The organism is Pantoea sp. Lij88 (assembly GCF_030062155.1).
Lineage (GTDB): Bacteria > Pseudomonadota > Gammaproteobacteria > Enterobacterales > Enterobacteriaceae > Pantoea.
Map to the genome: position 1 here is coordinate 2,940,346 of NZ_CP118269.1, position 23,316 is coordinate 2,963,661.

Genomic DNA, 23,316 nt, shown 5'->3' on the forward strand with positions numbered 1-23,316 from the left:
CGTGACTGCGCGACGATCATGCCATCTTTGTGGCGCCTTTGCTGCCCCTGAAAAGGTGATCCCTGTAACGATTCAGCGTAACGGGCTACGCTTTAACGGACGCTGTCGCGATCGCGCAGCCGCAAAGGAGAAGAGAATGAAAATTGCCTGCCTGGGATGGGGATCGTTGATCTGGAAAAGCGGTGCGCTGCCGGTCGCCAGTCAGTGGCATCATGATGGTCCGGCGGTACCGATTGAGTTTGTGCGCATCGCTGACGGCGGCGAGCTGTCGACCGCGATCTGCCTGAACGCCCGCCCGGTGCCGGTGTTCTGGGCCTGGCTGAACACGGCGTCACTGGAGAGTGCCTGTCGCGCACTGCGCCTCCGTGAAGCGATTCCGGACAGCCGGGTCGATGGCATCGGGATGATGACGGTAACAGAAACGTCGGTGGGACCGCTGGCGGAGTGGGCGCAGGCAAAGGGCATTGAAGGGGTAATCTGGACCGGTCTGCCTGCCCGCATGGCGGGTGTCGAAGGCCAGATCCCGACGCTGGAGGACGCGCGCCACTATCTGCAGGGTCTCACCGGTGAAACGCGTGAACATGCGTATAACTACATCGATCAGGTTCCGGCCCAAATCGATACCGCTTATCGTCGTGCGTTTGCCGATCTGCCACGCTGGCAACCCGATTCCCCCGCCGTGACGGTCGCCACAACGCAGTTGCATCCCCCCTGTCAGCCTGGCTGAATCAGGCCATCCTGCTGCACCGCTCTGCTTACTCTTCAAAGGGTTACTACACTTCAGGCAGGTTGCGATTTCAGGTTCCCTGAGTCTTTCCCGCGGGTGGTCACGCCTTCTGGCCTGGCCGCCATCCCCTTGTCAGCAGGAGATGAACAGATGAAAGCATTAACGTATCACGGCCCTCATAAAGTCAGCGTGGACAACGTGCCCGATCCGGGTCTGGAAGCCGCCGATGACATTATTCTGCGCGTGACCGCCACCGCCATCTGCGGTTCAGACCTGCACCTCTATCGCGGCAAAATCCCTGGCACCGGGCACGGCGATATCTTTGGTCATGAGTTTATGGGCGAAGTGGTTGAGGCTGGCAGCGCGGTAACCGCCGTCGCCAAAGGCGATCGGGTGGTGATCCCGTTCGTTATCGCCTGTGGCGACTGCTTTTTCTGCCTGATGAGCCAGTATGCTGCCTGTGAAAATACTAACAGCGGACGGGGAGCCATCCTGAATCGCAAGAACATCACTCCACCTGCGGCGCTGTTTGGCTTCAGCAAACTCTATGGCGGTGTGCCCGGCGGCCAGGCGGAATATGTCCGGGTGCCAAAGGCCAACACCGGCCCGTTCAAAGTGCCGTCGGTCCTGTCGGATGAGAAAGTGTTGTTCCTGTCAGACATCCTGCCCACCGCGTGGCAGGCCGTTAAAAACGCCGAGGTGAAACCCGGCTCCAGCCTGGCGATTTTTGGTGCCGGACCGGTTGGCCTGCTCAGTGCCGCCTGTGCCCGACAGCAGGGAGCCGAACAGATCTACATGATTGACCACAACAATTACCGCTTAAACTTTGCCCGCGAGCGCTATGGCGTTATCCCGATTAACTTCGATGAAATCGATGACCCGGCGGGCTGGATTATCGAGCACAGCACCGGCAATCGCGGTGTGGATGCGGTGATCGATGCCGTCGGGTTCGAGGCGAAAGGCAGCCTGACAGAAACCGTGCTCACCAATCTTAAGCTGGAAGGCAGCAGCGGTAAGGCGTTGCGTCAGTGTATTGCCGCAGTACGGCGTGGCGGTATCGTCAGCGTGCCGGGCGTCTACGCCGGATTTATTCACGGCTTCCTGTTTGGTGATGCCTTCGATAAAGGGCTGACCTTTAAGATGGGACAGACGCACGTGCATGCTTATCTGCCTGACCTGCTGAAGCTGATTGAGCAGGGCCATCTGACGCCGGAAGAGATTGTGACTCACCATCTGCCGCTGGAAGATGCCGCACGCGGTTACGATATTTTCGCCAAACGCGAAGAGGAGTGCCGCAAGGTGATTCTGGTGCCTGGCATGGCCGCGACCCAGGCCACGATCTGATCGCCTGAACCCTGAACGGGTCCCCGGCAGAGCACTCTGCCGGGATTGTCATCTTAAAACGGCTTACGTTCCAGACTGCTTCGCCACTCCCGCCTCTCCAGCAAATGTTCATCCGGCGAATCCGCCGTATCCACCTGACTCCCCTGCTCCAGCAATCGCGCACTGCGTGAATGGGGATGACTTTCGCTTATCACCTGTTGTGAAAACGCGCCAAACGATAACAGCAAAAACAGTAATGCACTGGCCAGCCTCACCTTCATACGCACACCTCTCTGGTAACGGTGTCGCTATGCTGCCCGAAGGGTTTTCATTTTCTGTCAGTAACAGGCAAAGTTATGTGGAGAGCGGGAACAAGCTGCGACGGGTTTAATCGCGGTTCAGAAAAATCCGTCAGAACAGATCGAACCTTTCCCCGCTTATCGTCCGTTTTCCTTCAGGAGGATGCTATTGAACATCAATCAGTTTGATCAACCGGTCGGTGAGGCCCTGCCCGACTGGCAACCGGTGGCCAGACCACCCCGCGACGCCCTCTCCGGCCAGCACTGCCTTCTCCTGCCGCTGAGCGTGGATCATGCGGAAGCGCTGTTACAGGCCTTTATGCTGGCACCGGATGATCGTGACTGGACCTGGCTGAGCGCGGAGCGGCCCGCTTCACTGCCGCAGATGCAGCGCTGGATTGCGGATAAAGTGGCGGATGCGGCCCTGGTGCCCTTCACGGTCTGCACGCCGAATCAGCAGCCCTGTGGTGTGGTCTGCTTCGCCAGCATTGAGCCCGAACATGGCGCCCTTGAAATCGGCCACGTCACCTGGTCCCCGCTGATGCAGCGCAGTGTGATCGGCAGCGAGGCAATTTTTCTGCTGCTGCAACAGGCTTTCTCACTCGGCTATCGGCGGGTAGCGTGGCGTTGTGATTCCACCAATGTTGCGTCACGACGCGCAGCAGAACGGCTGGGATTCCGTTTTGAGGGCCGTTTTCGTCAGGTGATGACGCGAAAACAGCGCAACCGCGATACCGACTGGCTGTCAATCATTGACCGTGAATGGCCGGGGGTTCAGCGCGCCCTGAGTGCCTGGCTGAGCGCGGAGAATTTCACCGCTGACGGGCAGCAAAAGCGCCCGCTCAGCGCCTGTTTCGCCGGTGTTAATCGGGGCGATGCAGACGCGATAAGCCAGGACGCTGAGGCCGTCAGTGCAGCCGACGCACGCTCAGTGCCGCAGACCAGCGCTGGCGCTGACAGCGCGGACAGACGGCCTGCTGCTCCGCTTCTATCCTCTGCGTCTGGCCGCAATGGGTGCAGGCGTAGAGCCCGCTGACCGGCACGGTGCTGTAATCCTGCCGGTGCTCCGGCGGCAGAATGCTTAACCCGGCGCGCATCTCAGCGTCATCGTAAAAATAGAGGCTGAGCTGGCCATCCACCTCCACCAGCGCCAGTCGAATCTGTCCCAGATGCTCCACGCCGCTCTGGCGCAGTTCCATAAAGAACTCATCCTCGGAAATATTCAGCCGATCCAGACTCTCCAGCACATACAACCCGTCTTTAATCAGCGTGATCACGTCGCCCTGAATAAGCCGTGAAAAGCGCGAGCTGTGCGACGTCAGCCAGGTCGTGAACCGGTAGAGCGCCAGCAGGACCACAAACACCATAATGACCGGCAGCACCGGCACATCATCGTAAAACGTGACGTCACCGGACGCGGAACCCAGCGTCAGGATCACCACAAGTTCGAACAGTGATAGCTGACGCACGCCGCGTCGTCCTGAGACTTTCAGAAAGGTAAAAACCACCAGATAAGCGATCAGGACGCGCGCCACCACTTCAAATAAAAAGGTGGCCGGTTGATCGTTGAGTAAGAAACGGTGCCAGTCGAATGAGAACATAGTCTGCTAAACATCCTGTTTTAAAGGGGCGCGCATCGTCGCAGCCGCCCAATGATGGCCCGCAGATTCAGGCCAGTGATAAGTAAATCTTGTCGCCAGCCCGCCAAAAGGCAAGCGAAGCAGTAACATGAAAGCGGGTGAGTCTGCCCGCTCTGCATGTTGAGGAAAAGGTTCACAAAGCTGAAAATAGCCCGGAGTCTGTTCACGCTGCGCTTATCACTCGGATCGTAAACTTTAACTTAAAAACTTCCTGTTCCTGTCTGGTTTGTTTTTGCCGCTACGCTTTTTTCTTTTTACTTCAGTGATTTGCCAACAACGCATCCACACCTATACTTTCCAGTAAGGCTTCCGCAAAACCCGATAACAGTCAGAGAAGCCAGCCTTTTCCTGCCGATAGCGCCGCACGTTGATACCTGCTATCTCACTCGTCAAGACCACCACAGGACCTGATGCCTGTCCCTCAGTGTCTGTGCCTTATGGCAAGGATCGCCTATCCGTTCAGAGTGGTCGGATCGACCAGTCTGCAATGCAAACCTGTCACGCCCTGACCCGTTTCACAACGGCTCGTCAGCGGGAAGCGTTTTGCTTTTTTCCGGGAGATGCCATGACGCCCTTTACCAGTTTCTGGCAGGCCGGCTACGAAGGTGCCGACCATATCAATCCTTCTGGCCTTGCGCTGTCGATGAACGATCTGAACCAGCATCAGGCTCGTGCAGATGAGGACTATGCCGCGCTGGCCCCTTTTTCCATCTGCACGGTGCGCGAAAGCGTCGGCTGGCGCTTATGTGAACGCGATGACGGCTATGACTTCTCGACGGTCGCTGCCCGGATGCAGGCCGCAGAGCAGCAGGGCATCCAGATAAGCTGGACGATCTGTCACTACGGCTGGCCCGCTGGCGTCAGCCTGTTTGATCACGACTTTGTCAGCCGCTTCGCCGCCTTCTGTGGCGCACTGGCCCGCTTTCTGGCGCCCTGGTATCCGCAGCCGCCGGTTTACTCCCCGATGAATGAGATCTCCTTTGTCAGCTGGGGTATTTCGGTGGGGCTGTTTGCCTGTGAGATGAGCCCGGCGTCCGATCGGGCGGATGCCGCCAAGCAGCAGCTGGTGCGCGCCACCCTGGCAGCCTGTGATGCGATCTGGCAGGCCGATCCGCGCGCCCGCTTGCTGCACTGCGATCCGCTGATCCATATCGTGCCCGATCCCGCCGATCCGGCCAGCGTCATGCTGGCGCGTGAAATGTGCGACACCCAGTATCAGGCGTGGGACATGCTCAGCGGCAGGCGTAACCCGGAGCTGGGCGGTGCCCCCCGCTATCTCGATCTGATTGGCGTGAATTATTACCACGACAACCAGTGGGAACAGGGAACGAACCAGCGGCTTTACTGGCATCTGGGCGACAGTCGCCGCCTGCCGCTGCATCAGATGCTGCAACAGGTCTGGCAGCGTTATCAGCGGCCGCTGCTGCTGGCGGAAACCAGCCACGTTGGCAGCGGACGCGGCGCCTGGATCGGTGAAATCGCCGCACAGGTGGCGCAGGCGCAGCTGGCAGGCGCTGAACTGCTCGGCATCTGCCTCTATCCGATTCTCGATCGTCCCTTATGGGAGGAGACCACTTTCTGGACCCGCAGCGGTTTGTGGGATCTCGATCTGCTGGGGCCGGATCCGTACGCCCGCCAGTTACAGCAGCCTTATGCCGACGCCTTACAGCAGGCGCAGCGCTTTTTGCAGCACCTCCAGTCCCCACAACAACGTCAGGAGCACACCATGAAACCACCTGTTCTCATCGTTTTCAGCCATTTACGCTGGGGATTTGTTTTTCAGCGCCCGCAGCAGCTACTGACACGTCTGGCTCAGCACTATCGCGTGCTGTTTGTCGAGGAGCCGGTCTGGCAGGCGGGGCCACCGGGCCTGCATCAGAGTTCGCCTGCCGCGAACATCACGGTGATCCAGCCGCACACCGACAGCGACGCGCCCGGTTTTCACGACAGCCAGATCGCCCCGCTGCAGCTGCTGCTGACGCCACTGCTGGAAGAAGATGAACAGCCGCTGATCTGGTTCTATACGCCGATGGCGCTGCCGCTGCTGACCCCGTTTGATCCCTCCCTGGTGATTTATGACTGCATGGACGAGCTTTCCGCCTTCCGGAATGCGCCGCGCCAGCTGCAGCAGCGCGAATCCGCGCTGATGACCCGCGCCGATCTGGTCTTTACCGGCGGCTCCAGCCTCTATGAAGCGAAGCGTGATAAACATCCGCAGGTTTACTGCTTCCCCAGCAGCGTCGATGCTATTCATTTTGAGCAGGCGCGCGATCGCACTAATCGTCATCCGCTGCAGGAGGCGATTCCGCCGCTGCGCCTGGGCTATTACGGCGTGCTGGATGAGCGCATCGATCTGCCACTGATTGCGGCGCTGGCGGACAGCCATCCTGAATGGCAGATCATTATGGTCGGACCGGTGGTGAAAATTGATCCCGCCAGCCTGCCGCAGCGCGACAACATTCACTGGCTCGGCCAGCAGCCCTATCAGGCGCTGCCGCAGTTCCTGGCGGGCTGGGATGTCTGTCTGATGCCGTTTGCGATTAATGCCTCGACCCGCTACATCTCGCCAACCAAGGTGCTGGAGTATATGGCGGCGCAGCTGCCGATTGTCAGCACCGCGATTATCGATGTCGCACGCCACTACGCCGAGGAAGTGGCGGTGACAGAGACTCACGCAGCGTTTATTGCCGCCTGTGAAGAGGCAATGGCGATCGGTGCCGCAGAACGGCTGGCACTGGCGGGACGGATGCAGGCCAAAGTGGATGCCACCTCCTGGGATCGCACCGCAGAGCAGATTCACGGACTGATCCAGCAGGCACTGACGCAGCGTCAGCCTGCACTCACGTCAGCCAGCCAGACCCGCGCGCAGGCTAACGTCACACCGTTAACCCCGGCCATGCTGGAGAGCGACGCCGTACCCTGCCTGATTATCGGCGCCGGTCCCACCGGCCTGAGCGCCGGTTATCACTATGGCGAAGGCGCGGTGCTGCTGGAGAAAAATGGCACCCCAGGCGGCTGGTGCCGCTCGATTGACGATCAGGGGTTCACCTTCGATTATGCCGGTCACATTATGTTCTCGCAGGACCCGTACGTGTTGCAGCTCTATGAAATGCTGCTGGGCGATAATCTGCACTGGCAGGCGCGTGAAGCCTGGGTCTACAGCGACGGCGTCTATACCCGCTATCCGTTCCAGTCTGCGCTGCACGGCTTGCCGGTCGAGGTGGTGAAAGAGTGCGTGCTGGGCGCTATCGAGGCGCGTTATGGCGAAACGGCCGTGGCCGCCGTGCCGCTGGATCGGGCACGGGCGCGACGGGATTGCTGTGCGGATGGCGCAATCCCCGATGAGGGCAGCAGCAGCGGCAGCGTGGAAGGAGAAGAGGATTTCCAGCACTTCATTATGCGCACCTGGGGTAAAGGCATCGCGCGTCACTTCGCCCTGCCCTACAACCAGAAACTGTGGAAAGTGCCATTAACCGATATGGAAACGTCGTGGCTGGGCGGACGCGTCCCGCTGCCCGATCTGTCGCAGATCATTGATGGCGCGCTGCAACCGCTGGCGAAACCGGTCGGCCCCAACGCCCGATTCGGCTATCCGCTGCGCGGTGGTTTCCAGGCCCTGATGTCCGGCTTTTTGCCGCACCTGAAATGTACGCTGGAAACGGATACAACGCTGACCCGCATCTATCCGCAAGCGCATGTGGCGCTGCTGGCGGATGGTCGCCACTACCGTTATGAGCAGTTGATTAGCACGATGCCGCTGCCGGAGCTGATTAAACTGATGGGTGACGAGGTGCCGGAAAATGTGCAACAGGCGGCACAGCAGCTGCAGTTTGTCTCGGTGCGCTGCGTGAATCTGGGGATTGGCCGGGCTGACCTGACCGAAAAGCACTGGATTTACTATCCTGGCGATACGCTGTTCCACCGTATCTTTGTGCAGGGCAATGCCAGTCCGCACTGCAACCCGCCGGGCGGTTTCGGCTTAACCTGCGAAATCACCTACAACGCAGCCAATCCGCTGCCGCTGGAGGGTGATGCGCTGATTGAGCGCTGCCGTCAGGATTGCATCCGGGTCGGCATGATCACCGAGGACGATCCGCTGCTCTGCTCCTCGGAGGTCGATATGCCTTATGCCTACGTGGTCTATGACCATGCACGCAGCGATAACGTGGCGCTGATCCGTCAGTGGCTGCTGACCCAGGATATTCATCTGTCGGGTCGCTACAGCGAGTGGGAGTATTACAACTCGGATCACGCCTTCCTGGCCGGTAAACGCGCCGCTGAAAATGTCCGGCTGCAGCATGTCAGCGCAGAAACCGTGGGCTGACGAGACGCTACCCGCTATGACAGTTGCTGGCTGCACTTCGCGGCTTTCAGCGATTGCAGTTCAGTGACACGTTTTTCCGCTTTCCGGGTGGCATTGTATTTCGCAATGCCATTACCCAGCCCGAAATCCCCGACAAAGCCCAGCACGGTCAGTGCATCGAACTGGCCGGTCTGATCGATATCACTCTGCACGCTATGCGCTTTGACCAGTTCCTGGTCCAGTGCGCTGCAGTTCAGCGTCGCGGTCTCTTCCGGCGTGACTGCCGCCGCCTGTGGATACTGCTTGGTGGCGCAGCCGGTCAATACCAGCGCCAGCAGCACCACGAAGAATCTCTGTTTACTCATTTTTCATTGCCTGTTTTTTGCTCACTTAAAAGGGTTATCGGCAGCATACACCAGGAACATGAGTCTCTGACCTACCAATAATGGTCGAAACCGCTACGCTAATGTAGGATCCAGCGCGCTGCAGTCAGAAGCAGCCTGTTACCGACCGGAAGTCACGCAGAGAACGCACATTATCCGTTCATCATTTCTGCCAAATCTTTCAACCCGTTAGCCAGTATGACGTTGCGAACCGCAGCGTCTGAAGAGCACAGCCTGAGCGTTAATGCGTGTCGGGGCATTCGCATAAGCGAAGCCAGACACCGAAAATTTTGCGCGTCGGGTTTATCAGAGTTTGTTCCAGATGAGGTTTTTCCATGCGTTTTAAAGGATTGAACATCGGGTTTTTCATTTTGATTCTGGCTATCGCCACCGTCGCTTTTTTTGACGTGCTTTCGCCCTATTTCTCGTCGATCTTGTGGGCAGCGATTCTGGCGGTGATTTTCCATCCGCTGAAGACATACCTGCGCACCCGACTGGGCGACCGCAATGGCGTGGCTGCATTAATTACCCTGCTCTGTATCTGCCTGATTGTGTTTACGCCGCTGGCCATTATCGCCTCGTCGCTGGTGGTTGAAACCAACGCGGTCTATCACAAGCTGCAGACCAACTCGTCGCAGTTCCCGGCCGTGTTCGCCGACCTGCTGCAGCATCTGCCGCGCTGGGCGAAGCATTTCCTGAGCGAAAACAATCTGGATAATGCCGAACAGATTCAGCAGAAGCTCTCTTCGTTTGCCCTTAAGGGCGGCCAGTATGTCGCGGGCAGCGCCTTTATCATCGGTAAAGGAACGTTCAGCTTCACCGTTGGCTTTGGCATCATGCTCTATCTGCTGTTCTTCCTGCTGAAAGATGGTTCCTATCTGGTGCATCTGATTCTGGAAGCCCTGCCGCTCTCAACCTACGTGAAGCATCACCTGATGGTGAAGTTTGCTGCCGTGGCGCGCGCAACGGTGAAGGGCACGGTGGTGGTCGGTATTGTTCAGGGTATTCTCGGCGGGCTGGCCTTCTGGTTTACCGGTATCGACGGCAGTCTGCTGTGGGGCGCACTGATGGCCTTCCTCTCCCTGATTCCGGCAGTCGGTTCCGCCATCATCTGGGTACCTGCGGCGATCTTCTTCTTCGCCACCGGCGCGCTGTGGAAAGGGCTGTTCCTGGTCGGTTTCTTCGTGGTGATTGTCGGTCTGGTGGATAACATCCTGCGTCCGCTGCTGGTCGGCAAAGACACCAAAATGCCTGACTATATGATCCTGATCGCCACGCTGGGCGGCATGGAAATCTACGGCATCAACGGTTTTGTTATTGGCCCGGTGATTGCCGCGCTGTTTATCGCCTGCTGGAATCTGCTCTCCGGTCGCGATAACCGCGAGAACATCGAAGCCATCGACGAAGAGTTTATCGAAGATGGTAAGAAACAGTCTGATACTGCCGCAGAAGCCGCGGCTGAAGCAGCAGCGGCCTCCGCCGAAGCGGCTGCAGAGGCTGCAGAGGCTGAGACGAAAGCCTTAGCACTGAAGAAAGAGACTGCGGAAAAGAAAGCGTAATCCGTTTCAGGCAAACGCAGACTCGTGTCGCGGTGAGCGCGAGGCCTGCTCAGGAAACACGGTCAGATCGGAAAGACGCCATGGCACGGGACGCTTTCCTTTTCTGACCGTATTCCCTGCGCATTGCGTTTATGCGTTGCTGCCAGAGGCATTGTGAGTCAGCTTTATTACCCATAAAAAAACCCACCTTTCGGTGGGTTCTTTTTTAACCTGAAAACCAGCGTCTTAGTTGGTCGCTTTGTTTTTCAGCTCTTCAGCACCCTGCTTGGTTTTATCCCAGCCTTTCTCAGTGCCTTCTTTGGTTTTGTGCCAGCCCTTCTGAGTCCCCTCGGTGATTTTGCTACCGGTGGTGTGGCTCTTGCCTTCAGCGGCGTGCTCAGACTTCAGCTTCAGCTCTTTGCCTTCATTCTGGGTCTGGTGCAGTTTTTCTTTCGCAGTATCAGCGCCTTTATGCGCTTCCGCTACGGTGTTGTCTGTGGTGGTAGCAGCAAATACTGGCGAGGCCAGCAAAATAGCAGACAGTGCAATAATTGATTTCTTCATAATTCCCTCTGTATTCATCGTTGCCGTGTAGGTTTAAATCCTGGCATAACCTTCCCAGGAAAGATTTAAGAATAAACCAGGAATGAAAAAGGGCCAGTTTTCACCAGAAAAAGACTCTGATTGTAGATTTTTCATCCACTACCAGAGCGCCAGCTGTGGATCCTCGTCCGGTTTCGGCTGACTTCGGCTCACGCGAACCGGTGGCGCAGGCTGCTGCATCTGCCGGGTGATCCACGCCAGTAACACCGTCACCACATACGCCTGCTGCTCAGCACTCAGCGGCTGATGCTGACCGATGTTGTGCCACTTGCTCAGGCAGCCACGACAGCAGGTCGCGGTGGCGTGCTGGGCGATAAACACCGGATGACCACGCATCGGAGTCTGTTTGCCATCATTCTCAGGCTGGGCAGGTGCCAGCCGCTGTGCCACAAACTCTGCGGCGTGCTGCCGCAGCACCGGTTCGCCTTTGCTGTTCGCATAATCATACTCAGCGCGTCCCAGACGGAAGCGCTGGCGGAATGGCGAACGTGCCAGCCGGGTAAAGAGATCGTCAGACACTTTCATACTGATGCCAGTCACTCATATTTACGTCCCGCCAGATAACTGACGCCCTGCGCGCCGAACGCCTCGCGATGCAGTTCATTCGGCTGCAGGTGAAATGTCTCACCCGGATGATAGGTGGTGTCGCCCTGTTCGGTACTGATGGTGATGTCCCCACTGAGAATCAGTGCCAGCGCTTCAAAGGGATGAACGTGATTATCAAGCTCGGCTGACGCTTCACGCTCAATCAGCAACGGTTCGTCAAAACCCTGTTCGGCTAACAATTTTCTGAATTCGTGTTCGGTCATTGCAACTCCTCAATGTGGAACTGATCCTAAGCAGTGTAGACGATCTTTATCGCCCTCTATGGCACGCAATCCCTTACGTAAAGTAGCGCAAGCAGCGTTGTCCACCGCTCAGGCCGATGCTGTACTTACCGTCCCGTTCCCCCATTTTGACATCAGGATGACGCAAAAGTATGTCTCACCATGAGAGAACCGCCCTGCTGCTGATTAATCAGCGCTCCCGCAAAGGCCGCACTGAAGCCAGCCGGGCGCAGATGCTGCTGGCTCAGGCCGGATTCGTCCTGCTGCAACCGGAGGAAGATGAGACCCGCAGCTACAGCGAACTGATCAAGGCGTATGCCGGTCGCGTTGATGCGGTGATCGTCGGTGGTGGCGACGGCACGCTCAATGCGGCCGCGCCGGGACTGATGCAGACCGGTCTGCCGCTGGGGATTTTACCGCTGGGCACCGCCAACGATTTTGCCCGGACGCTGGGCATTCCCGCCACGCTGGAACAGGCGGTGAAGATAATCGCAGACGGACAGTTGCGCGCCGTGGATCTGGGTGAAGTGAATCAGCACCTGTTTCTGAACGTCTCCAGCATCGGCTTTTCGGCAGAGCTGGCGCGTAACCTCACGGCGGAATCGAAAAAACGCTGGGGTGTGGGCGGTTACGCCCTGGCGGCGTTGCGGCTGCTGCGACAGAGCCGTCCGTTCAGCGCCACGCTGATACATCAGGGCCAGCGGACGCCGGTTAAAACGGTGCAGGTGTCGGTGGGCAACGGACGCTTTTACGGTGGCGGCATGACGGTAGAACAGCGCGCAGCCCCGGACGATGGCTTGCTCGATGTCTACAGCCTGGAGTTAAAACAGAGCTGGCAGCTTATTGCGCTACTGCCCTTTCTGCGGCGCGGCACACATGGCCGCTGGCGCAACGTGCGGGCATTCAGCACCACGGAACTGACCATTGAGACGCGTCGTCCCCACTACATCAATGCAGACGGCGAAATAATCGGTCAGACGCCCGCGCATTTCCGGCTGATCGCCCGTGCGCTGCGGGTGTATGCGCCCGCCGATACGTCAGTCTGATAACAGGGAGATAGCCGCAGAATCAATGCTTAGCGCCATTCTTCTCGACGTAATCGATCTGATCGGAAAGGTTGCTGACCAGCTCTTTCGCCATCTCAATCGTCAGGCCGAAAAAGAGCGTCTCCTGCGGGGGGTGTTCGCGTGAGGCTGTGGGATCGAGGTAGCCGAACTGCAGCACCAGCGCTCGATGATCGCTTAAGGGGCCGATGTGCCAGCCGGTGACCGGATAGAAGGTAAAACGGGTAAATTCATTCACTTTAAACCTGACTTTGAAGCATAACGCTGATTGAGTGTCAGGCCAGCTCTGATAATAAAACATGGGTGTATTAATAAGCCTGGCGCATATCCCTGGAATCACAAGCATAGCGACAGCACTCACGCCCGGTGAACGGCGCGGCGTGATGCCGCTACTTTTCCGCGCGGGGAATGATGGAGATATGCCCGTTGACCTCCAGCACCGCATATTTAATCTGATCGAACCGCTCCAGCCCCGGCCCGGATCGCGCCGCTTCCAGCACATCGTCAGGACTGATGCCGGTCATCTTCAGGCGATCCATCAGCAGATTACCATTCTCCACCAGGATCACCGGGCCGCCATCGATCGCCTGTTCCACCACCGGAAAGCGACTTTTCAGCTTGCCCAGCACGATATCAATGGTGACCAGCGTGATAATGGTCAGCGCCGCGCCGGTCACCGAAAAATCGTCGCCCAGTAGCGCCTGCTGGGTCGCTTCACTGATGATCAGCAGCAGAATCAGATCGAAAGAGGTCATCTGCAACAGGGTGCGTCTGCCGGCAATTTTGAACACCACCATCAGCACCAGATAAATGGCTGCCGCTCGTAATACCGTTTCCATAGCACGCCTCTGTCAGGGATAGATCCATTGGGTAAACCGGGCCGGAGCATGATCGCCGCCGTGAACAGTGACGTGAATGCGGCCCGCATTGCGGGGCTGCAGGCCGAGCCAGATGGCGTGATCCGGGCCGGTGTCGCGGGCGGAGAAAGTCAGCCGCAGATCGCTGCCCGTCGTCACCGCCTCCAGCGGCTGAGGCTGCAGAGTCTGGATTTGCAGGTTATCCAGTGCGCCCCCGCCAATCGTGATGCTGAAACGATCGCCTGTCGGCGCGTTGTAGCGAATGCGCATATCCATGTTGCTCTCGACCCGGCCAAACCGCTCATACTCAACCTGGATTGTGCCGTCCGGCGAACGGGCGCGGCTGTCGCTCAGAAAGCCTTTAGAAAAGAGTCCGCACGCGCCCAGTACCACCAGCAGAATCAACAGATACTCCCCTGCCCGCTGAATCCGCCATTCGCGGCGTACCCAGCGAAGGTCCTCTTTTATCGGGCTATCCCGACTCACTGTGTGATCTTTTTTCACTCTTTAATTCTCTCCTTTCAGCACAGCATTGCTGCCTGAAGCAGTGTGTACAGACGTTATTTAGCCCGGCGCTCAACCCAGAACGACCAGCTGTGATAGAGCAGCGTCAGCGGCATGGCAATCGCTGCCCCCACCAGCACAAAGCGCTGGGTGACCGGCGATGATGCGCTGTCACTGAGCGTGAACAGGTGCGGCACCAGCCAGGGATAGAGACCGCACAGCAGGCCAGTAAACACTGCGCCGATCAGCATCAGCGTCAGGATAAGCTGCAACAGCGGCCCGGCTCGCAACAAAGCCAGAGGCAGGGCGATCCAGAGCATCACTACCGCCCCCGCCACAACTTTACCCAGCGGCCGCTGCCAGCTTTGCTGCCAGAGGTCGGCATTGAGGTAGCACTCGACGAGAAAGATTAGCAGCGCCAGCAGCCACCACAACCAGCTCTGTGCCGACGCCAGCGGATGAACCCGGTCGCCTATGCGCCAGCCGATCCAGCAGCAGGCCAGCAGCGAATTGATCGCCATCAGCCCCGCGCCGCTGACCAGCGGCACCAGGCTCAGGCCATCCGGCAGGCCGGTTTGCGGCTGGGCGCTGATGATCATCCCGGCGCACCAGCCCTGAATAAAGGTCGCCAGCGCCGAACTGCAAGCCATGACGCGATCCAGCCAGGGACGCAGCCGGGCGGAACTCTGGGCGCGATATTCCAGTGCCATCGCCCGCACCAGCAGCGCCAGCAGCATGGCGAACAGCGGCATACTTAACTTACTGAACAGCAGCGCATAGACCGGCGGAAACAGCGCCAGCAGTCCGCCCGCCGCCAGTACCAGCCAGGTCTCATTCGCGTCCCAGACCGGCAGAATGCTGTGCGTCATCAGCTCCCGCTGTTCATCATCGTGAAACCAGCAAAACAGCATCCCTACGCCCAGGTCCGTGCCATCCAGCAGCAGGTAGAGCAGCAGAGAGAGACAGATAATCAGCGCTGAGAGATCGGCCATCACAGACTCCTAATCTGGCGTTTTGAGCGCTATCACCACCGGTTGTCCCGACGGCAGTTCACCCTTCACCCGGCGCAGCAGATAGCGTAAGCCGAGGGCGAAGACCAGCGCGTAGATCAGCAGCACGGCCACGAAAATGCCCAGCGTGGTGCTGAGAGACAGCGGTGACACGCTCTGTGCGGTGCGTAACATGCCGTATACCGTCCACGGCTGACGTCCGACTTCGGTCACCACCCAGCCTGACAGCAGTGCGATAAAGCCTGCCGGTGAGAGCCATGTCAGCCAGCGCAGCAAGCGCCCTGACTCCGCCAGCTGTCCTCGCCAGCGCTGCAGATTAGCCGCCAGCGTCGTCAGCAGGAGGATCAGCCCCAGTCCCACCATCAGGCGAAAAGCGAAAAAGACCGGTAACACCGGGGGGATCGCATCCGCAGGAAATTCGCTCAGGCTTTTGATGTGGCCGGACAGATTGTGCCGCAGATAGAGCGAACCGATTCGGGGCAGGCTGACCTCCAGATGGTTCCGCTGCGCCTGCTGGTCCGGTAGCGCAAACAGTCGCAACGGTTCGCCCTCACCCTGCGCGGGTTGATGCCAGCTGCCTTCCATCGCAGCCAGTTTGGCAGGCTGATAGTCGCGGGTGTTTTCACCGTGCAGATCGCCCAGTACGATCTGCAGCGGAACGGCAAACAGCAGAAAGGTCAGCGCGCTGCTGAGCATCAGGCGCGAAGCGGACTCCCCGCTGAAATGACGCAGCCGCCAGGCCGCGACGCCCGTGATCAGCACCGCCACGGCGATCAGCGACCCCACCACCATATGGCTGAAGCGCCACGGAAAGGAGGGGGCCAGCAAAATCGACTGCCAGCTTTCAGCCAGAAAGACCCCGTTCTGATCGCGGGTGAAACCGACCGGCGTCTGCATCCAGGAATTGGCGGCCAGAATCCAGAACGCACTCAGCAGCGCTCCGAGCGCCACCAGACAGGTCACCGCGAAATGCACGCCAGGCCGGATTTTATTGAAGCCAAACAGCATCACGCCGGTCAGGGCCGATTCAAGGAAAAAGGCGACCAGCACCTCATAAAACATTAAGGGGCCAATGACGCCGCCGACCTGATGCGAAAAGCGCGCCCAGTGCGTACCAAACTGAAACTCCATCACCACGCCCGACGCGGCACCAATCGCCACCGTCAGGGAAAAAATGTTCAGCCAGAAGTGCAGTGCATCCCGGGCGGCCTGCTGTTTACCCCACAGCCAGCGGGCCTCAAACCAGACCAGAAACGGTGCCAGTCCCAGCGTCAGCGCCGCCAGCGTAATATGCATGCCCATGGTGAGCGCAAACTGCGTTCGGGCGATCGTCAGAATCCAGTCGCTGTCATTCACGATGGTTTTTTTCCCGGAATCTCAGACACGCAACAGCCCATCGTTCTTTCAACGAAATCTCTGCGGATTTCACCAGGACAGAGGCTGTTCGGGCTGCACGTCATAGCATCAGGTTTATTTCGTCAGCAGGGCGTTTATCTGTGACGTTATCTGATCATCGTAGTGAAGAAATAAAAAATCGGCCAGCAGCCGTGCCTGCGTAATAACGACGATCACGAAAATGATTTTATCGTTACAGGATGAAGAGAGGTAAAAGAGATTATTATCGCAGGCTGCTCTCGCTGCGCTTAAATAAGCGAAAATAAAAATAAGCGAGGCGGATAATTAATCCGCCCCGCCGTTCCGAAATAAATAGCGGCCTTAAAGCCAGCCCGACCGGCGCAATTTGGCCCACAACCCACCGCAGGCCAGCAGCGTCAGCCCGACCGCCAGCGGATAGCCATATACCGACTTCAGCTCCGGCATATGCTCGAAGTTCATGCCATACATACTGAACACCACGGTCGGAATGACCAGGATCGCCCCCCATCCCGCCAGCTTTTTGACCACCTCATTCTGCTGCACCGTCACCAGCGCCAGATTGACCTGCATGGCGCTGGTCAGCATCTCGCGCATATCTTCCGCGTCGGTCACCACATGGCGGGCGTGATCCTGTACGTCGCGGATATAAGCGCGCAGCGGACGCGGGATCAGATCTTCGTGCAGATGGATCAGCTGATTGCAGATCTCTTCGACGGGCAGCGCCGCATTACGCAGCGACAGCAGATGACGCCGCATGGTGTAAACCGACTGCACCGACTTGCGATCAAATTCGCTGGTGAAGAGATCGTTCTCCATCTGACCGACCCGCTCATTCAGTGACGTGGAGAGTTGGGCATAGCGATCCACGACAAAATCGAGCAGACAATAGAGCGGATAGGCCGGGCCAAACTTCAGCAGCGCCGGGTTCTCAGACGCCCGCTGTCGCACCGGCGTATAACTTTCCGATGCACCATGACGGATGCTGATCAGGAACTTTTTTCCGACAAAGAAATGGGATTCGCCCAGCTCGCAGGTGTCATCCTTCGCGCAAACCGTCTTGACCACGATAAACAGCGAGTCGCCATAGTGTTCGATTTTGGGCCGCTGATGGGCATTAAGCGCATCCTCAACCGCCAGTTCGTGCAGTCCGAACTCCTCTTTAATCTTCGCCATAAACTCAGCGTCTGGCTGCCACAACCCGAGCCAGATAAACGCCTCCGGCTCCTTAATCACTTCACTGATATCATCGACCTGGACCTCTTCGCCCGCGCATCCCGGACGATACACCATGCTGCTTACGATCATCTTCTGCATTCCCGTTGTGACAGTACATGCAGCTTAGCTAATGCCGGGCCTGTAACCGGATAAAAACAGTAAGGATTTGCTGCGATGCTGCGCAATCAGCGGATTACCACTTCAGCCCCAGGCCGGTGGAGAAAATGCCTTCATTCAGGGTATCGGGTATGCCGCTGACCAGATTGCGATGATAGCCAATATGCAGCGTTGACCAGGAGGTCAGGCTGTACCGCATCCCGACTTCCGCATCCAGCATAAAGACCCCGTCATCATCCAGCGAGTGCCCGATGTCGCCGTTGCTGTAAAGCGTGACCGATTTGCCCAGCAGATAACGCTGATAGTTCCAGCGCACTGAGCCGCCGAAGTGCCGCTCTTCCCTGTCATCGCTATAGCCATATTCAAAGGCACCGCCCAGCAGCGAAAGTGAGAACGAACTGAGTTCGGTGTCCCACAGCTGATAGCCTGGCCCGGTGCCAATCAGCGCCTGCTGCGAGAGATTCTCCACCCAGTCGCGTTTGTAGGTCGCGCGGGTCTGCCAGAAGAACTGCTCCCTGACGAGATAGTCAAAGGCGTAGCGCAGGCTGTAGTTGTTCGTGTTGATGCTGTCGTTTTCCTGCTCGCGATTGAATGTCGCGCCGATGTCGTGCCGCCATTTGCCCTGATTGAGTTTGGTGTTGAGCGCGAAGCTGTAGTCATCGGTTTTGGTCGAGGCTTTTTTGACCTTCACGCCCGCATCAATGTTGCCGGTCCAGGCGAGCTGATCGGTGCGGACTTTGGCTTTCATGAACTCGTCGATGCGCCGCAGGGAGACCTGCTGCTCCTGCTCATTGCGTTCAACCCAGACATAGCCGGGATCGGACGAGGTGAGCCGCACCTGATAATGTTCGCCGGTATGCTTATTTTCGACATCGACCGGATTTTCGCTGGCGAGCGTGCTGACCGCACTCCAGTCGAGCGTGATGGTGCCAGCGTAGTGGGTCTCTATGGCCAGCTTGCCGCCGCTAAGGTAACGGATCGTGCCCGTCAGACGGTCGCCATTATTCAGCCAGACGGTATCCGCTGCGGCCTGCTGTGCCCATCCGGCACAGCAAAGCGTGACCAGCAGCGTGGTAAAAGAGGTGGGGCAACGCATAGCTTTCCCTGTAAAGGCGTCGTCTTACACGGGCGACGCGTCACCGCAAAATCTGACCTGACAATTAAGCCGATTCTGCGATGATATGCAATCTGCCCTGGTTCAGGACAGATCATGCAGTGCTTTACCGAGCGGCGGGCCCAGCGTGAAGTCGCTGAAACGGATTGCCAGCCCCTGGCGTTCCGGCGAGCAGCCCATCACCCCGACAAAACGCCGCGCCTGATCGGGCCACGGACAGAGCCGCAACAGCGGCCAGGTCATACCGTCGGTGGAGTACTGGATCCTCAGCGCCCCCTTTTGCAGCGTGGCGCGCATCCAGAACTGACGCGCATCGCCGGGAAAGACGCCGGTGGACCAGTCAGAAAACTCACGCGTTACCACACAGCCGATGGCAGGCTGATCGTCGTTAAACTCGATTCCTGCCTTAACCCACTGTGTCTCGCTATCCTGAATAAACAGGCCGGCCTGATCGTAGAGCTGGCTGAAGTCCGCCCTCACCTGCACCTGAACGGTAAAATCATTTTCCACCCAGAAGCCAAAGGCGTGGCCGCTGTGCCGTTCAAAGCCGTACCAGGTCCGCTGCCAGAAATCGCTGTTTAACGCGGTTTCGAACTGCAGCGTCTCGCCATCCAGACTGTGCACCGGCGGCTGATTAATCCAGACGCCACCTTCGGTTATCAATGAACTCACTGCTCTCATAGGGACTCCTTTCGATAAGTTAAACCACCTGCTTTCAGTCCGGGCTGCTGCCTGGCGATTGTTCTGATTATCATAGCGTTCATTGGTGAAAGGACGACTGACTTCGCGGTAAATCTGATTAAGCTGGGATGGCAGTCGAAAAGGTCATCAGCCCGGATAGAGCAGACCATACAGGCTTTTTACGGCTTCGCTTATTTTGCTCTTATTCTCTTTGCGGAAATAAATAATATTCACCAGGACCAGTTCACTTAACTATTTCATTTTGTTAATTGCCTGGCTAAAACCGCATTTAACAACCAGGCTTGTTCTGTCTGAGGGCAACTGAACTCATCAAATATAAGGATTAAGCCACCATGGTAGATAAATCAGAGATTCTGGATCACGCGCAGGTTGTTGATGTTAATGGCGAACATGTCGGTATTGTTGACCATTTTGAAGGCGACGACAAAATTAAGCTGGCGAAAAGCGATCCTGAAGCGGGCGGCAAACATCACATTATTCCATTCAGCTGGGTAAAAGAGGTTGATGATAATAAAGTCATCCTGTCTAAAGCCAAAGCGGATGTAGAAAGTGAATGGCAGTCTGCATAAATCGTTAGCCGTGGCGCCTGCCACGGCTTATTTCTATTCTGCGCTGTAAAATATATCCCCGGTAATTAATCGCAATCCCACTCGCCTCAGAGGCTGATCTTTTCTGCCTGTGATGAGGAATAACAGCCAAATATCCCGTCAATCAGCAGATAACTTTCTGAACCTGGCAATTCAAAATGCCACCATTCCGTTGCAATGCCGGTGAAGCCACCACCCAGCATGATGGCATTGAGCATCAGCCTGTTGCGCTGTGCCTGAACAGGCACCGCAGGATGATAAGGATGGGAGTGCTCACTCATCTCATCGAAGCCCGTACCCATATCCACGATTTCGCCGTGCTCATCGATCAGCGTAACGTCTACCGCCGTGCCGCGACTGTGGTGTGATCCGCGCGTCAGCGGTGCGACATAGTCCTGATTCGGGCAGGCTTGCCACAGAATCGCCTGCGCGGCAGGTGGCCGGTAGGCGTCGAGGATAAGCAGCTTATACCCCGCAACACGGGCAATTTCGATGCTTTTTTCCAGCGCTTTAGCCGCATCAGCATGCAGCAGACAGCGCGCGTCGCGGTAGATCGGCTGACCGGTAAGGTTATCGGCGGTAGCATATTTCAGATCGATCGCTAACTGAGGAAATGCCTTAGCAATATCTGTCAGATTTTTATTTTCCATGGCGGAGTGCTCCCTGCTTTATGCTCTGTGGCGGGTTGGCCTTGAGCGATAGTTTTGAGGAGGTCATCATGGCATTGCGGCGGAAGGAAAAAAACCTCCAAAAATGTCACAGCAGTTTACCGGGTCTCTGTCCGTGTCCGAAAGACGTTCAAAACGGCGGGTGAAGTAAACCTTGATTACCTCACCCATAGCTTCTTATCCCTGTTTGGCGGCGCGATCACGCAGCACCTCACCCACCACCGGTGCCGCTGAAAAAGCATTTGGCCAGCCTGCATAGAAAGCAGCCTGCGTGACAATTTCGCCCGCCTCTTCCGCCGTCAGACCATTGTCCATCGCCCGATTGAGGTGGTAGCCAATTTGCGCACTCTGTCCCGAGGCGATCAGCGCACTGACTGTCACCAGGCTTCTGTCACGTGGCTGCAGCGCGGGCCGCTGCCACAGGTCAAGAAACAACGGATTGGCGGTAAATTTGACCAGTCCTGGCGAGATCGGACCGACATTTTTTTCTACTGTCTCTGAACGCTGCTGTTCAGTGGCCTGATTGAGCGGCAGCAAGGTGGGTGAAGCTTCGGCCAGTTGATCGGCAGTGATGCCTCGACTCTGAAAAACTTCTTTGGTGACGGTAATCGCTGACATCGCATTGGGCCAGCCAGAATAGAATGCCAGGTGAGTAATAATTTCCGAGATTTCAGCGGGCGTCACGCTACTGTCGAGCGCCACGCTAACGTAATGCTGTAACTCAGCAGGCTGGTTACGGGCGATGAGAATGGCCAGCGTGACAATGCTGCGGTCGCGCAGCGAAAGCGTTTCACGTCGCCAGAGATCGTCGGTTATCGCTTCACGTCCGAAACGGGCCAGTGCGGGAGAAACAGACTCAATATCGGCAACCGAAAGGCTGGATGGATTAACGTTTAACATAGTTTCACCTTTTTGGGGTTCAGCGGCGGCCAGGTCGGCCAGGTCGGCCAGCGCCAGAGAGATCACAGCGGCAGTTATCACTTTTTTCATCGAAGATTCAGCTCATCGGCAAACGTCATTTAATAGAAAAATCGAGGCCACCACGGTTTTTCAGCAGGGCTGGTACCACCGGAATCGCCTCTTTGCGTTCGGTCATCTCTGCTGTCAGCCGGATATAGTCCTGAAAATGAGGCGTTTTACGGTGCTGCTGATAGGCGGCTTCACTGGCGTAGATTTCATAGAAGAACCAGCGATATTCATTCCTGACATCGGTCGAGGCATACATCGCCAGTACGCCCGGTTCCACTTTCAGTGATTGCGCCATTTCAGGCAGCACAATAGTGCGGAATGCCTGCTGATCAGCCGGTTTAACATCAACAATTACCAGGTTATTAATCGTTGCTTTATTTTGTACGAATTGCTTATCGCCGAGAAACTGCGGCACCAGCGCGGTGCTATTTTTCTTGCCGATTAAATCGGGCGCACGCTTAAGAAATAACTGATAGGGTTCAGAATTGAGATGTTGCTGATAAGCTTCTTCACTCGCATAGATTTCAATCATATAAGCCTGATGATGATTATTTTTATGCTTCAGTGAATACATTGCCAGCGTACCAGACTGTTCTGCCAGCGACCGGGTAATATTATCTCTGGCAACTTCATCATATTGCTCACTTTGCCCGGACTTAATTTCCATTTCATACAGGTTAACAATAGTGTTTGTGGGTGCGATTAAAACGGTTGCCGATACCGGGCCAGCCATCAGCAGGCCCAGAGTGAGAGCGGTAATATTTTTCATGGGCTGCCTGAATTATCAGATAAGATTATTTTTTAATTGTCATTCAGAGAATTAAACCACGCGATTAATGTGGTTCCCGGCTATTACGCCGTCGTGAGTTCCGCATTCAACTGAGCAATTAATCGTGACGCATGTTCTTTTGCCGACGCAGTTTGCTGCGCGATAATCTTTTCATCACGACCGGCATAGCTTATCCCACAGGTGTAGATCGGTTTCTGCATTTCCAGATTGCAGAGTCGGGCGGTGGTTTCAAACTGGATCAGATAATCCTCCAGCTTATGACCGAATACTCCATTTTCAGCGTATAACGCCTGCGGTGCGCCAGCGGTGAATGAGAGGATCAATGTTTTACCACCGAGTCTGGCCGTGGAGCCGTGCGCAAATCCATGAACAAACACCTCATCCAGCCATCGTTTCATGATCCCCGGCAGCGAATACCAGGAGAAAGGAAATTGCCAGACGATAATGTCCGCCTTGAGCAGCGCCTCCTGCTCGGCGCTGACATTGATGTTGCCGTCCGGATAGAGTGTATCCAGCCGACGGATTTCAACCTCAGGTAATGCCGCAGCAACTTCATTCAAAATGGTGGCGTTGCCAATGGAGTTATTCAAATCCGGATGCCCGGAAACAACCAATATATTTTTCATCTTCAGACTCGTTATGATTAATTTTTACCGGCAGGCCGTCTGGGCCGTATACCTTCGATTCCTCAGAAAGCCA

Annotated in this window: 24 protein-coding genes and 1 pseudogene; 7 read left to right on the top strand and 18 right to left on the bottom strand. The window is 56.9% G+C overall.

Translation table 11 applies throughout. The features are described 5' to 3' along the window. The first annotated feature begins 136 nt into the window (after nucleotides 1-136). Together PU624_RS17600 and PU624_RS17605 are read left to right on the top strand one after the other, a co-directional pair. Nucleotides 137-727 carry a hypothetical protein gene (locus tag PU624_RS17600; RefSeq protein ID WP_283546005.1) on the top strand — a complete coding sequence of 197 codons (591 nt, stop codon included), beginning with the start codon at nucleotides 137-139 and terminating at the stop codon, nucleotides 725-727. Nucleotides 728-877: 150 nt separating this feature from the next. Then, nucleotides 878-2,071, top strand: a complete 1,194-nt coding sequence (locus PU624_RS17605) for a zinc-dependent alcohol dehydrogenase (RefSeq protein ID WP_283546006.1) — start codon at nucleotides 878-880, stop codon at nucleotides 2,069-2,071. 53 nt (nucleotides 2,072-2,124) lie between these two features. On the opposite strand, the gene PU624_RS17610 is transcribed toward PU624_RS17605, so the two are convergent. After that, on the bottom strand, nucleotides 2,125-2,331 hold the full coding sequence (locus PU624_RS17610) for a hypothetical protein (RefSeq protein WP_039659145.1): 207 nt from the start codon (nucleotides 2,329-2,331) through the stop codon (nucleotides 2,125-2,127). A 187-nt stretch (nucleotides 2,332-2,518) separates the two neighbouring features. On the opposite strand from PU624_RS17610, the pseudogene PU624_RS17615 reads away from it, so the two are divergent. Then, nucleotides 2,519-3,244: pseudogene (locus tag PU624_RS17615) on the top strand (GNAT family N-acetyltransferase); the annotation flags it as partial. A gap of 13 nt (nucleotides 3,245-3,257) precedes the next feature. On the opposite strand, the gene PU624_RS17620 reads toward PU624_RS17615, so the two are convergent. Further along, entirely contained in the window at nucleotides 3,258-3,950 is a 693-nt protein-coding gene (locus PU624_RS17620; RefSeq protein ID WP_283546007.1) for a YetF domain-containing protein, read from the bottom strand. Between the two features lie 604 nt (nucleotides 3,951-4,554). Here PU624_RS17620 and PU624_RS17625 point away from each other — a divergent pair. Continuing rightward, nucleotides 4,555-8,313, top strand: a complete 3,759-nt coding sequence (locus tag PU624_RS17625) for an FAD-dependent oxidoreductase (RefSeq protein WP_283546008.1) — start codon at nucleotides 4,555-4,557, stop codon at nucleotides 8,311-8,313. Nucleotides 8,314-8,327: 14 nt separating this feature from the next. On the opposite strand, the gene PU624_RS17630 is transcribed toward PU624_RS17625, so the two are convergent. Beyond that, nucleotides 8,328-8,657 carry a hypothetical protein gene (locus PU624_RS17630; protein ID WP_283546009.1) on the bottom strand — a complete coding sequence of 110 codons (330 nt, stop codon included), beginning with the start codon at nucleotides 8,655-8,657 and terminating at the stop codon, nucleotides 8,328-8,330. A 353-nt stretch (nucleotides 8,658-9,010) separates the two neighbouring features. Here PU624_RS17630 and PU624_RS17635 point away from each other — a divergent pair, with 353 nt between their 5' ends. Continuing rightward, nucleotides 9,011-10,234, top strand: coding sequence for an AI-2E family transporter (locus PU624_RS17635; RefSeq protein ID WP_283546010.1), 1,224 nt, complete (start codon nucleotides 9,011-9,013; stop codon nucleotides 10,232-10,234). A 225-nt stretch (nucleotides 10,235-10,459) separates the two neighbouring features. Here the strand turns inward: PU624_RS17635 and PU624_RS17640 are convergent, their stop codons facing one another. From PU624_RS17640 to PU624_RS17650, 3 genes are all read right to left on the bottom strand, one after another. Then, a complete protein-coding gene (locus PU624_RS17640; RefSeq protein WP_283546011.1) occupies nucleotides 10,460-10,777 on the bottom strand; it encodes a KPN_00521 family repetitive protein in 318 nt (105 codons plus the stop codon). A gap of 138 nt (nucleotides 10,778-10,915) precedes the next feature. Then, nucleotides 10,916-11,341 carry a DUF4186 domain-containing protein gene (locus PU624_RS17645; protein WP_283546012.1) on the bottom strand — a complete coding sequence of 142 codons (426 nt, stop codon included), beginning with the start codon at nucleotides 11,339-11,341 and terminating at the stop codon, nucleotides 10,916-10,918. Nucleotides 11,342-11,352: 11 nt separating this feature from the next. Then, a complete protein-coding gene (locus PU624_RS17650; RefSeq protein WP_283546013.1) occupies nucleotides 11,353-11,625 on the bottom strand; it encodes a cupin domain-containing protein in 273 nt (90 codons plus the stop codon). A 170-nt stretch (nucleotides 11,626-11,795) separates the two neighbouring features. Between PU624_RS17650 and PU624_RS17655 the strand changes: the two genes are divergently transcribed. Continuing rightward, nucleotides 11,796-12,689, top strand: coding sequence for a lipid kinase (locus tag PU624_RS17655; protein ID WP_283546014.1), 894 nt, complete (start codon nucleotides 11,796-11,798; stop codon nucleotides 12,687-12,689). 22 nt (nucleotides 12,690-12,711) lie between these two features. Here PU624_RS17655 and PU624_RS17660 read toward each other — a convergent pair whose 3' ends face one another. The 8 genes from PU624_RS17660 to PU624_RS17695 all read right to left on the bottom strand — a co-directional run bounded on the left by PU624_RS17660 (nucleotide 12,712) and on the right by PU624_RS17695 (nucleotide 19,582). Next, nucleotides 12,712-12,945 carry a BssS family protein gene (locus PU624_RS17660; protein WP_283546015.1) on the bottom strand — a complete coding sequence of 78 codons (234 nt, stop codon included), beginning with the start codon at nucleotides 12,943-12,945 and terminating at the stop codon, nucleotides 12,712-12,714. 151 nt (nucleotides 12,946-13,096) lie between these two features. Beyond that, a complete protein-coding gene (locus tag PU624_RS17665) occupies nucleotides 13,097-13,546 on the bottom strand; it encodes a DUF421 domain-containing protein (RefSeq protein ID WP_283546016.1) in 450 nt (149 codons plus the stop codon). 12 nt (nucleotides 13,547-13,558) lie between these two features. Further along, entirely contained in the window at nucleotides 13,559-14,068 is a 510-nt protein-coding gene (locus PU624_RS17670) for a hypothetical protein (protein WP_283546017.1), read from the bottom strand. A gap of 56 nt (nucleotides 14,069-14,124) precedes the next feature. Beyond that, nucleotides 14,125-15,060: a cytochrome d ubiquinol oxidase subunit II gene (locus tag PU624_RS17675; RefSeq protein WP_283546018.1), complete on the bottom strand. Its 936-nt coding sequence runs from the start codon at nucleotides 15,058-15,060 to the stop codon at nucleotides 14,125-14,127. A 9-nt stretch (nucleotides 15,061-15,069) separates the two neighbouring features. Then, nucleotides 15,070-16,434, bottom strand: a complete 1,365-nt coding sequence (locus PU624_RS17680) for a cytochrome ubiquinol oxidase subunit I (protein ID WP_283546019.1) — start codon at nucleotides 16,432-16,434, stop codon at nucleotides 15,070-15,072. A gap of 360 nt (nucleotides 16,435-16,794) precedes the next feature. Beyond that, nucleotides 16,795-17,760 carry a magnesium and cobalt transport protein CorA gene (locus PU624_RS17685; RefSeq protein WP_283546020.1) on the bottom strand — a complete coding sequence of 322 codons (966 nt, stop codon included), beginning with the start codon at nucleotides 17,758-17,760 and terminating at the stop codon, nucleotides 16,795-16,797. A gap of 103 nt (nucleotides 17,761-17,863) precedes the next feature. Then, the gene (locus PU624_RS17690; RefSeq protein ID WP_283546021.1) at nucleotides 17,864-18,883 is read right to left on the bottom strand and encodes a DUF481 domain-containing protein; all 1,020 of its coding nucleotides are present in this window, start codon (nucleotides 18,881-18,883) and stop codon (nucleotides 17,864-17,866) included. A 102-nt stretch (nucleotides 18,884-18,985) separates the two neighbouring features. Continuing rightward, nucleotides 18,986-19,582: a DUF1349 domain-containing protein gene (locus PU624_RS17695; RefSeq protein WP_283546022.1), complete on the bottom strand. Its 597-nt coding sequence runs from the start codon at nucleotides 19,580-19,582 to the stop codon at nucleotides 18,986-18,988. 353 nt (nucleotides 19,583-19,935) lie between these two features. On the opposite strand from PU624_RS17695, the gene PU624_RS17700 reads away from it, so the two are divergent. After that, nucleotides 19,936-20,172 (top strand): DUF2171 domain-containing protein, encoded by a 237-nt coding sequence (locus PU624_RS17700; RefSeq protein ID WP_003854080.1) that lies wholly within the window; start codon nucleotides 19,936-19,938, stop codon nucleotides 20,170-20,172. Between the two features lie 86 nt (nucleotides 20,173-20,258). On the opposite strand, the gene ddpX is transcribed toward PU624_RS17700, so the two are convergent. From ddpX to PU624_RS17720, 4 genes are all read right to left on the bottom strand, one after another. Continuing rightward, nucleotides 20,259-20,840 (bottom strand): D-alanyl-D-alanine dipeptidase, encoded by a 582-nt coding sequence (ddpX, locus tag PU624_RS17705; RefSeq protein ID WP_283546023.1) that lies wholly within the window; start codon nucleotides 20,838-20,840, stop codon nucleotides 20,259-20,261. Between the two features lie 195 nt (nucleotides 20,841-21,035). After that, nucleotides 21,036-21,848, bottom strand: coding sequence for a carboxymuconolactone decarboxylase family protein (locus PU624_RS17710; protein WP_283546024.1), 813 nt, complete (start codon nucleotides 21,846-21,848; stop codon nucleotides 21,036-21,038). Between the two features lie 25 nt (nucleotides 21,849-21,873). After that, nucleotides 21,874-22,596, bottom strand: coding sequence for a putative quinol monooxygenase (locus tag PU624_RS17715; RefSeq protein WP_283546025.1), 723 nt, complete (start codon nucleotides 22,594-22,596; stop codon nucleotides 21,874-21,876). Between the two features lie 83 nt (nucleotides 22,597-22,679). Continuing rightward, nucleotides 22,680-23,243: an NAD(P)H-dependent oxidoreductase gene (locus tag PU624_RS17720; protein WP_283546026.1), complete on the bottom strand. Its 564-nt coding sequence runs from the start codon at nucleotides 23,241-23,243 to the stop codon at nucleotides 22,680-22,682. Nucleotides 23,244-23,316: the final 73 nt, after the last annotated feature.

Coding starts and splice junctions, on each gene's coding strand:
- PU624_RS17600 (WP_283546005.1), top strand. CDS start 137: ATGAAAATTGCCTGCCTGGGATGGGGATCGTTGATCTGGAAAAGCGGT.
- PU624_RS17605 (WP_283546006.1), top strand. CDS start 878: ATGAAAGCATTAACGTATCACGGCCCTCATAAAGTCAGCGTGGACAAC.
- PU624_RS17610 (WP_039659145.1), bottom strand. CDS start 2,331: ATGAAGGTGAGGCTGGCCAGTGCATTACTGTTTTTGCTGTTATCGTTT.
- PU624_RS17620 (WP_283546007.1), bottom strand. CDS start 3,950: ATGTTCTCATTCGACTGGCACCGTTTCTTACTCAACGATCAACCGGCC.
- PU624_RS17625 (WP_283546008.1), top strand. CDS start 4,555: ATGACGCCCTTTACCAGTTTCTGGCAGGCCGGCTACGAAGGTGCCGAC.
- PU624_RS17630 (WP_283546009.1), bottom strand. CDS start 8,657: ATGAGTAAACAGAGATTCTTCGTGGTGCTGCTGGCGCTGGTATTGACC.
- PU624_RS17635 (WP_283546010.1), top strand. CDS start 9,011: ATGCGTTTTAAAGGATTGAACATCGGGTTTTTCATTTTGATTCTGGCT.
- PU624_RS17640 (WP_283546011.1), bottom strand. CDS start 10,777: ATGAAGAAATCAATTATTGCACTGTCTGCTATTTTGCTGGCCTCGCCA.
- PU624_RS17645 (WP_283546012.1), bottom strand. CDS start 11,341: ATGAAAGTGTCTGACGATCTCTTTACCCGGCTGGCACGTTCGCCATTC.
- PU624_RS17650 (WP_283546013.1), bottom strand. CDS start 11,625: ATGACCGAACACGAATTCAGAAAATTGTTAGCCGAACAGGGTTTTGAC.
- PU624_RS17655 (WP_283546014.1), top strand. CDS start 11,796: ATGTCTCACCATGAGAGAACCGCCCTGCTGCTGATTAATCAGCGCTCC.
- PU624_RS17665 (WP_283546016.1), bottom strand. CDS start 13,546: ATGGAAACGGTATTACGAGCGGCAGCCATTTATCTGGTGCTGATGGTG.
- PU624_RS17675 (WP_283546018.1), bottom strand. CDS start 15,060: ATGGCCGATCTCTCAGCGCTGATTATCTGTCTCTCTCTGCTGCTCTAC.
- PU624_RS17685 (WP_283546020.1), bottom strand. CDS start 17,760: ATGATCGTAAGCAGCATGGTGTATCGTCCGGGATGCGCGGGCGAAGAG.
- PU624_RS17690 (WP_283546021.1), bottom strand. CDS start 18,883: ATGCGTTGCCCCACCTCTTTTACCACGCTGCTGGTCACGCTTTGCTGT.
- PU624_RS17695 (WP_283546022.1), bottom strand. CDS start 19,582: ATGAGAGCAGTGAGTTCATTGATAACCGAAGGTGGCGTCTGGATTAAT.
- PU624_RS17700 (WP_003854080.1), top strand. CDS start 19,936: ATGGTAGATAAATCAGAGATTCTGGATCACGCGCAGGTTGTTGATGTT.
- ddpX (WP_283546023.1), bottom strand. CDS start 20,840: ATGGAAAATAAAAATCTGACAGATATTGCTAAGGCATTTCCTCAGTTA.
- PU624_RS17710 (WP_283546024.1), bottom strand. CDS start 21,848: ATGAAAAAAGTGATAACTGCCGCTGTGATCTCTCTGGCGCTGGCCGAC.
- PU624_RS17715 (WP_283546025.1), bottom strand. CDS start 22,596: ATGAAAAATATTACCGCTCTCACTCTGGGCCTGCTGATGGCTGGCCCG.
- PU624_RS17720 (WP_283546026.1), bottom strand. CDS start 23,243: ATGAAAAATATATTGGTTGTTTCCGGGCATCCGGATTTGAATAACTCC.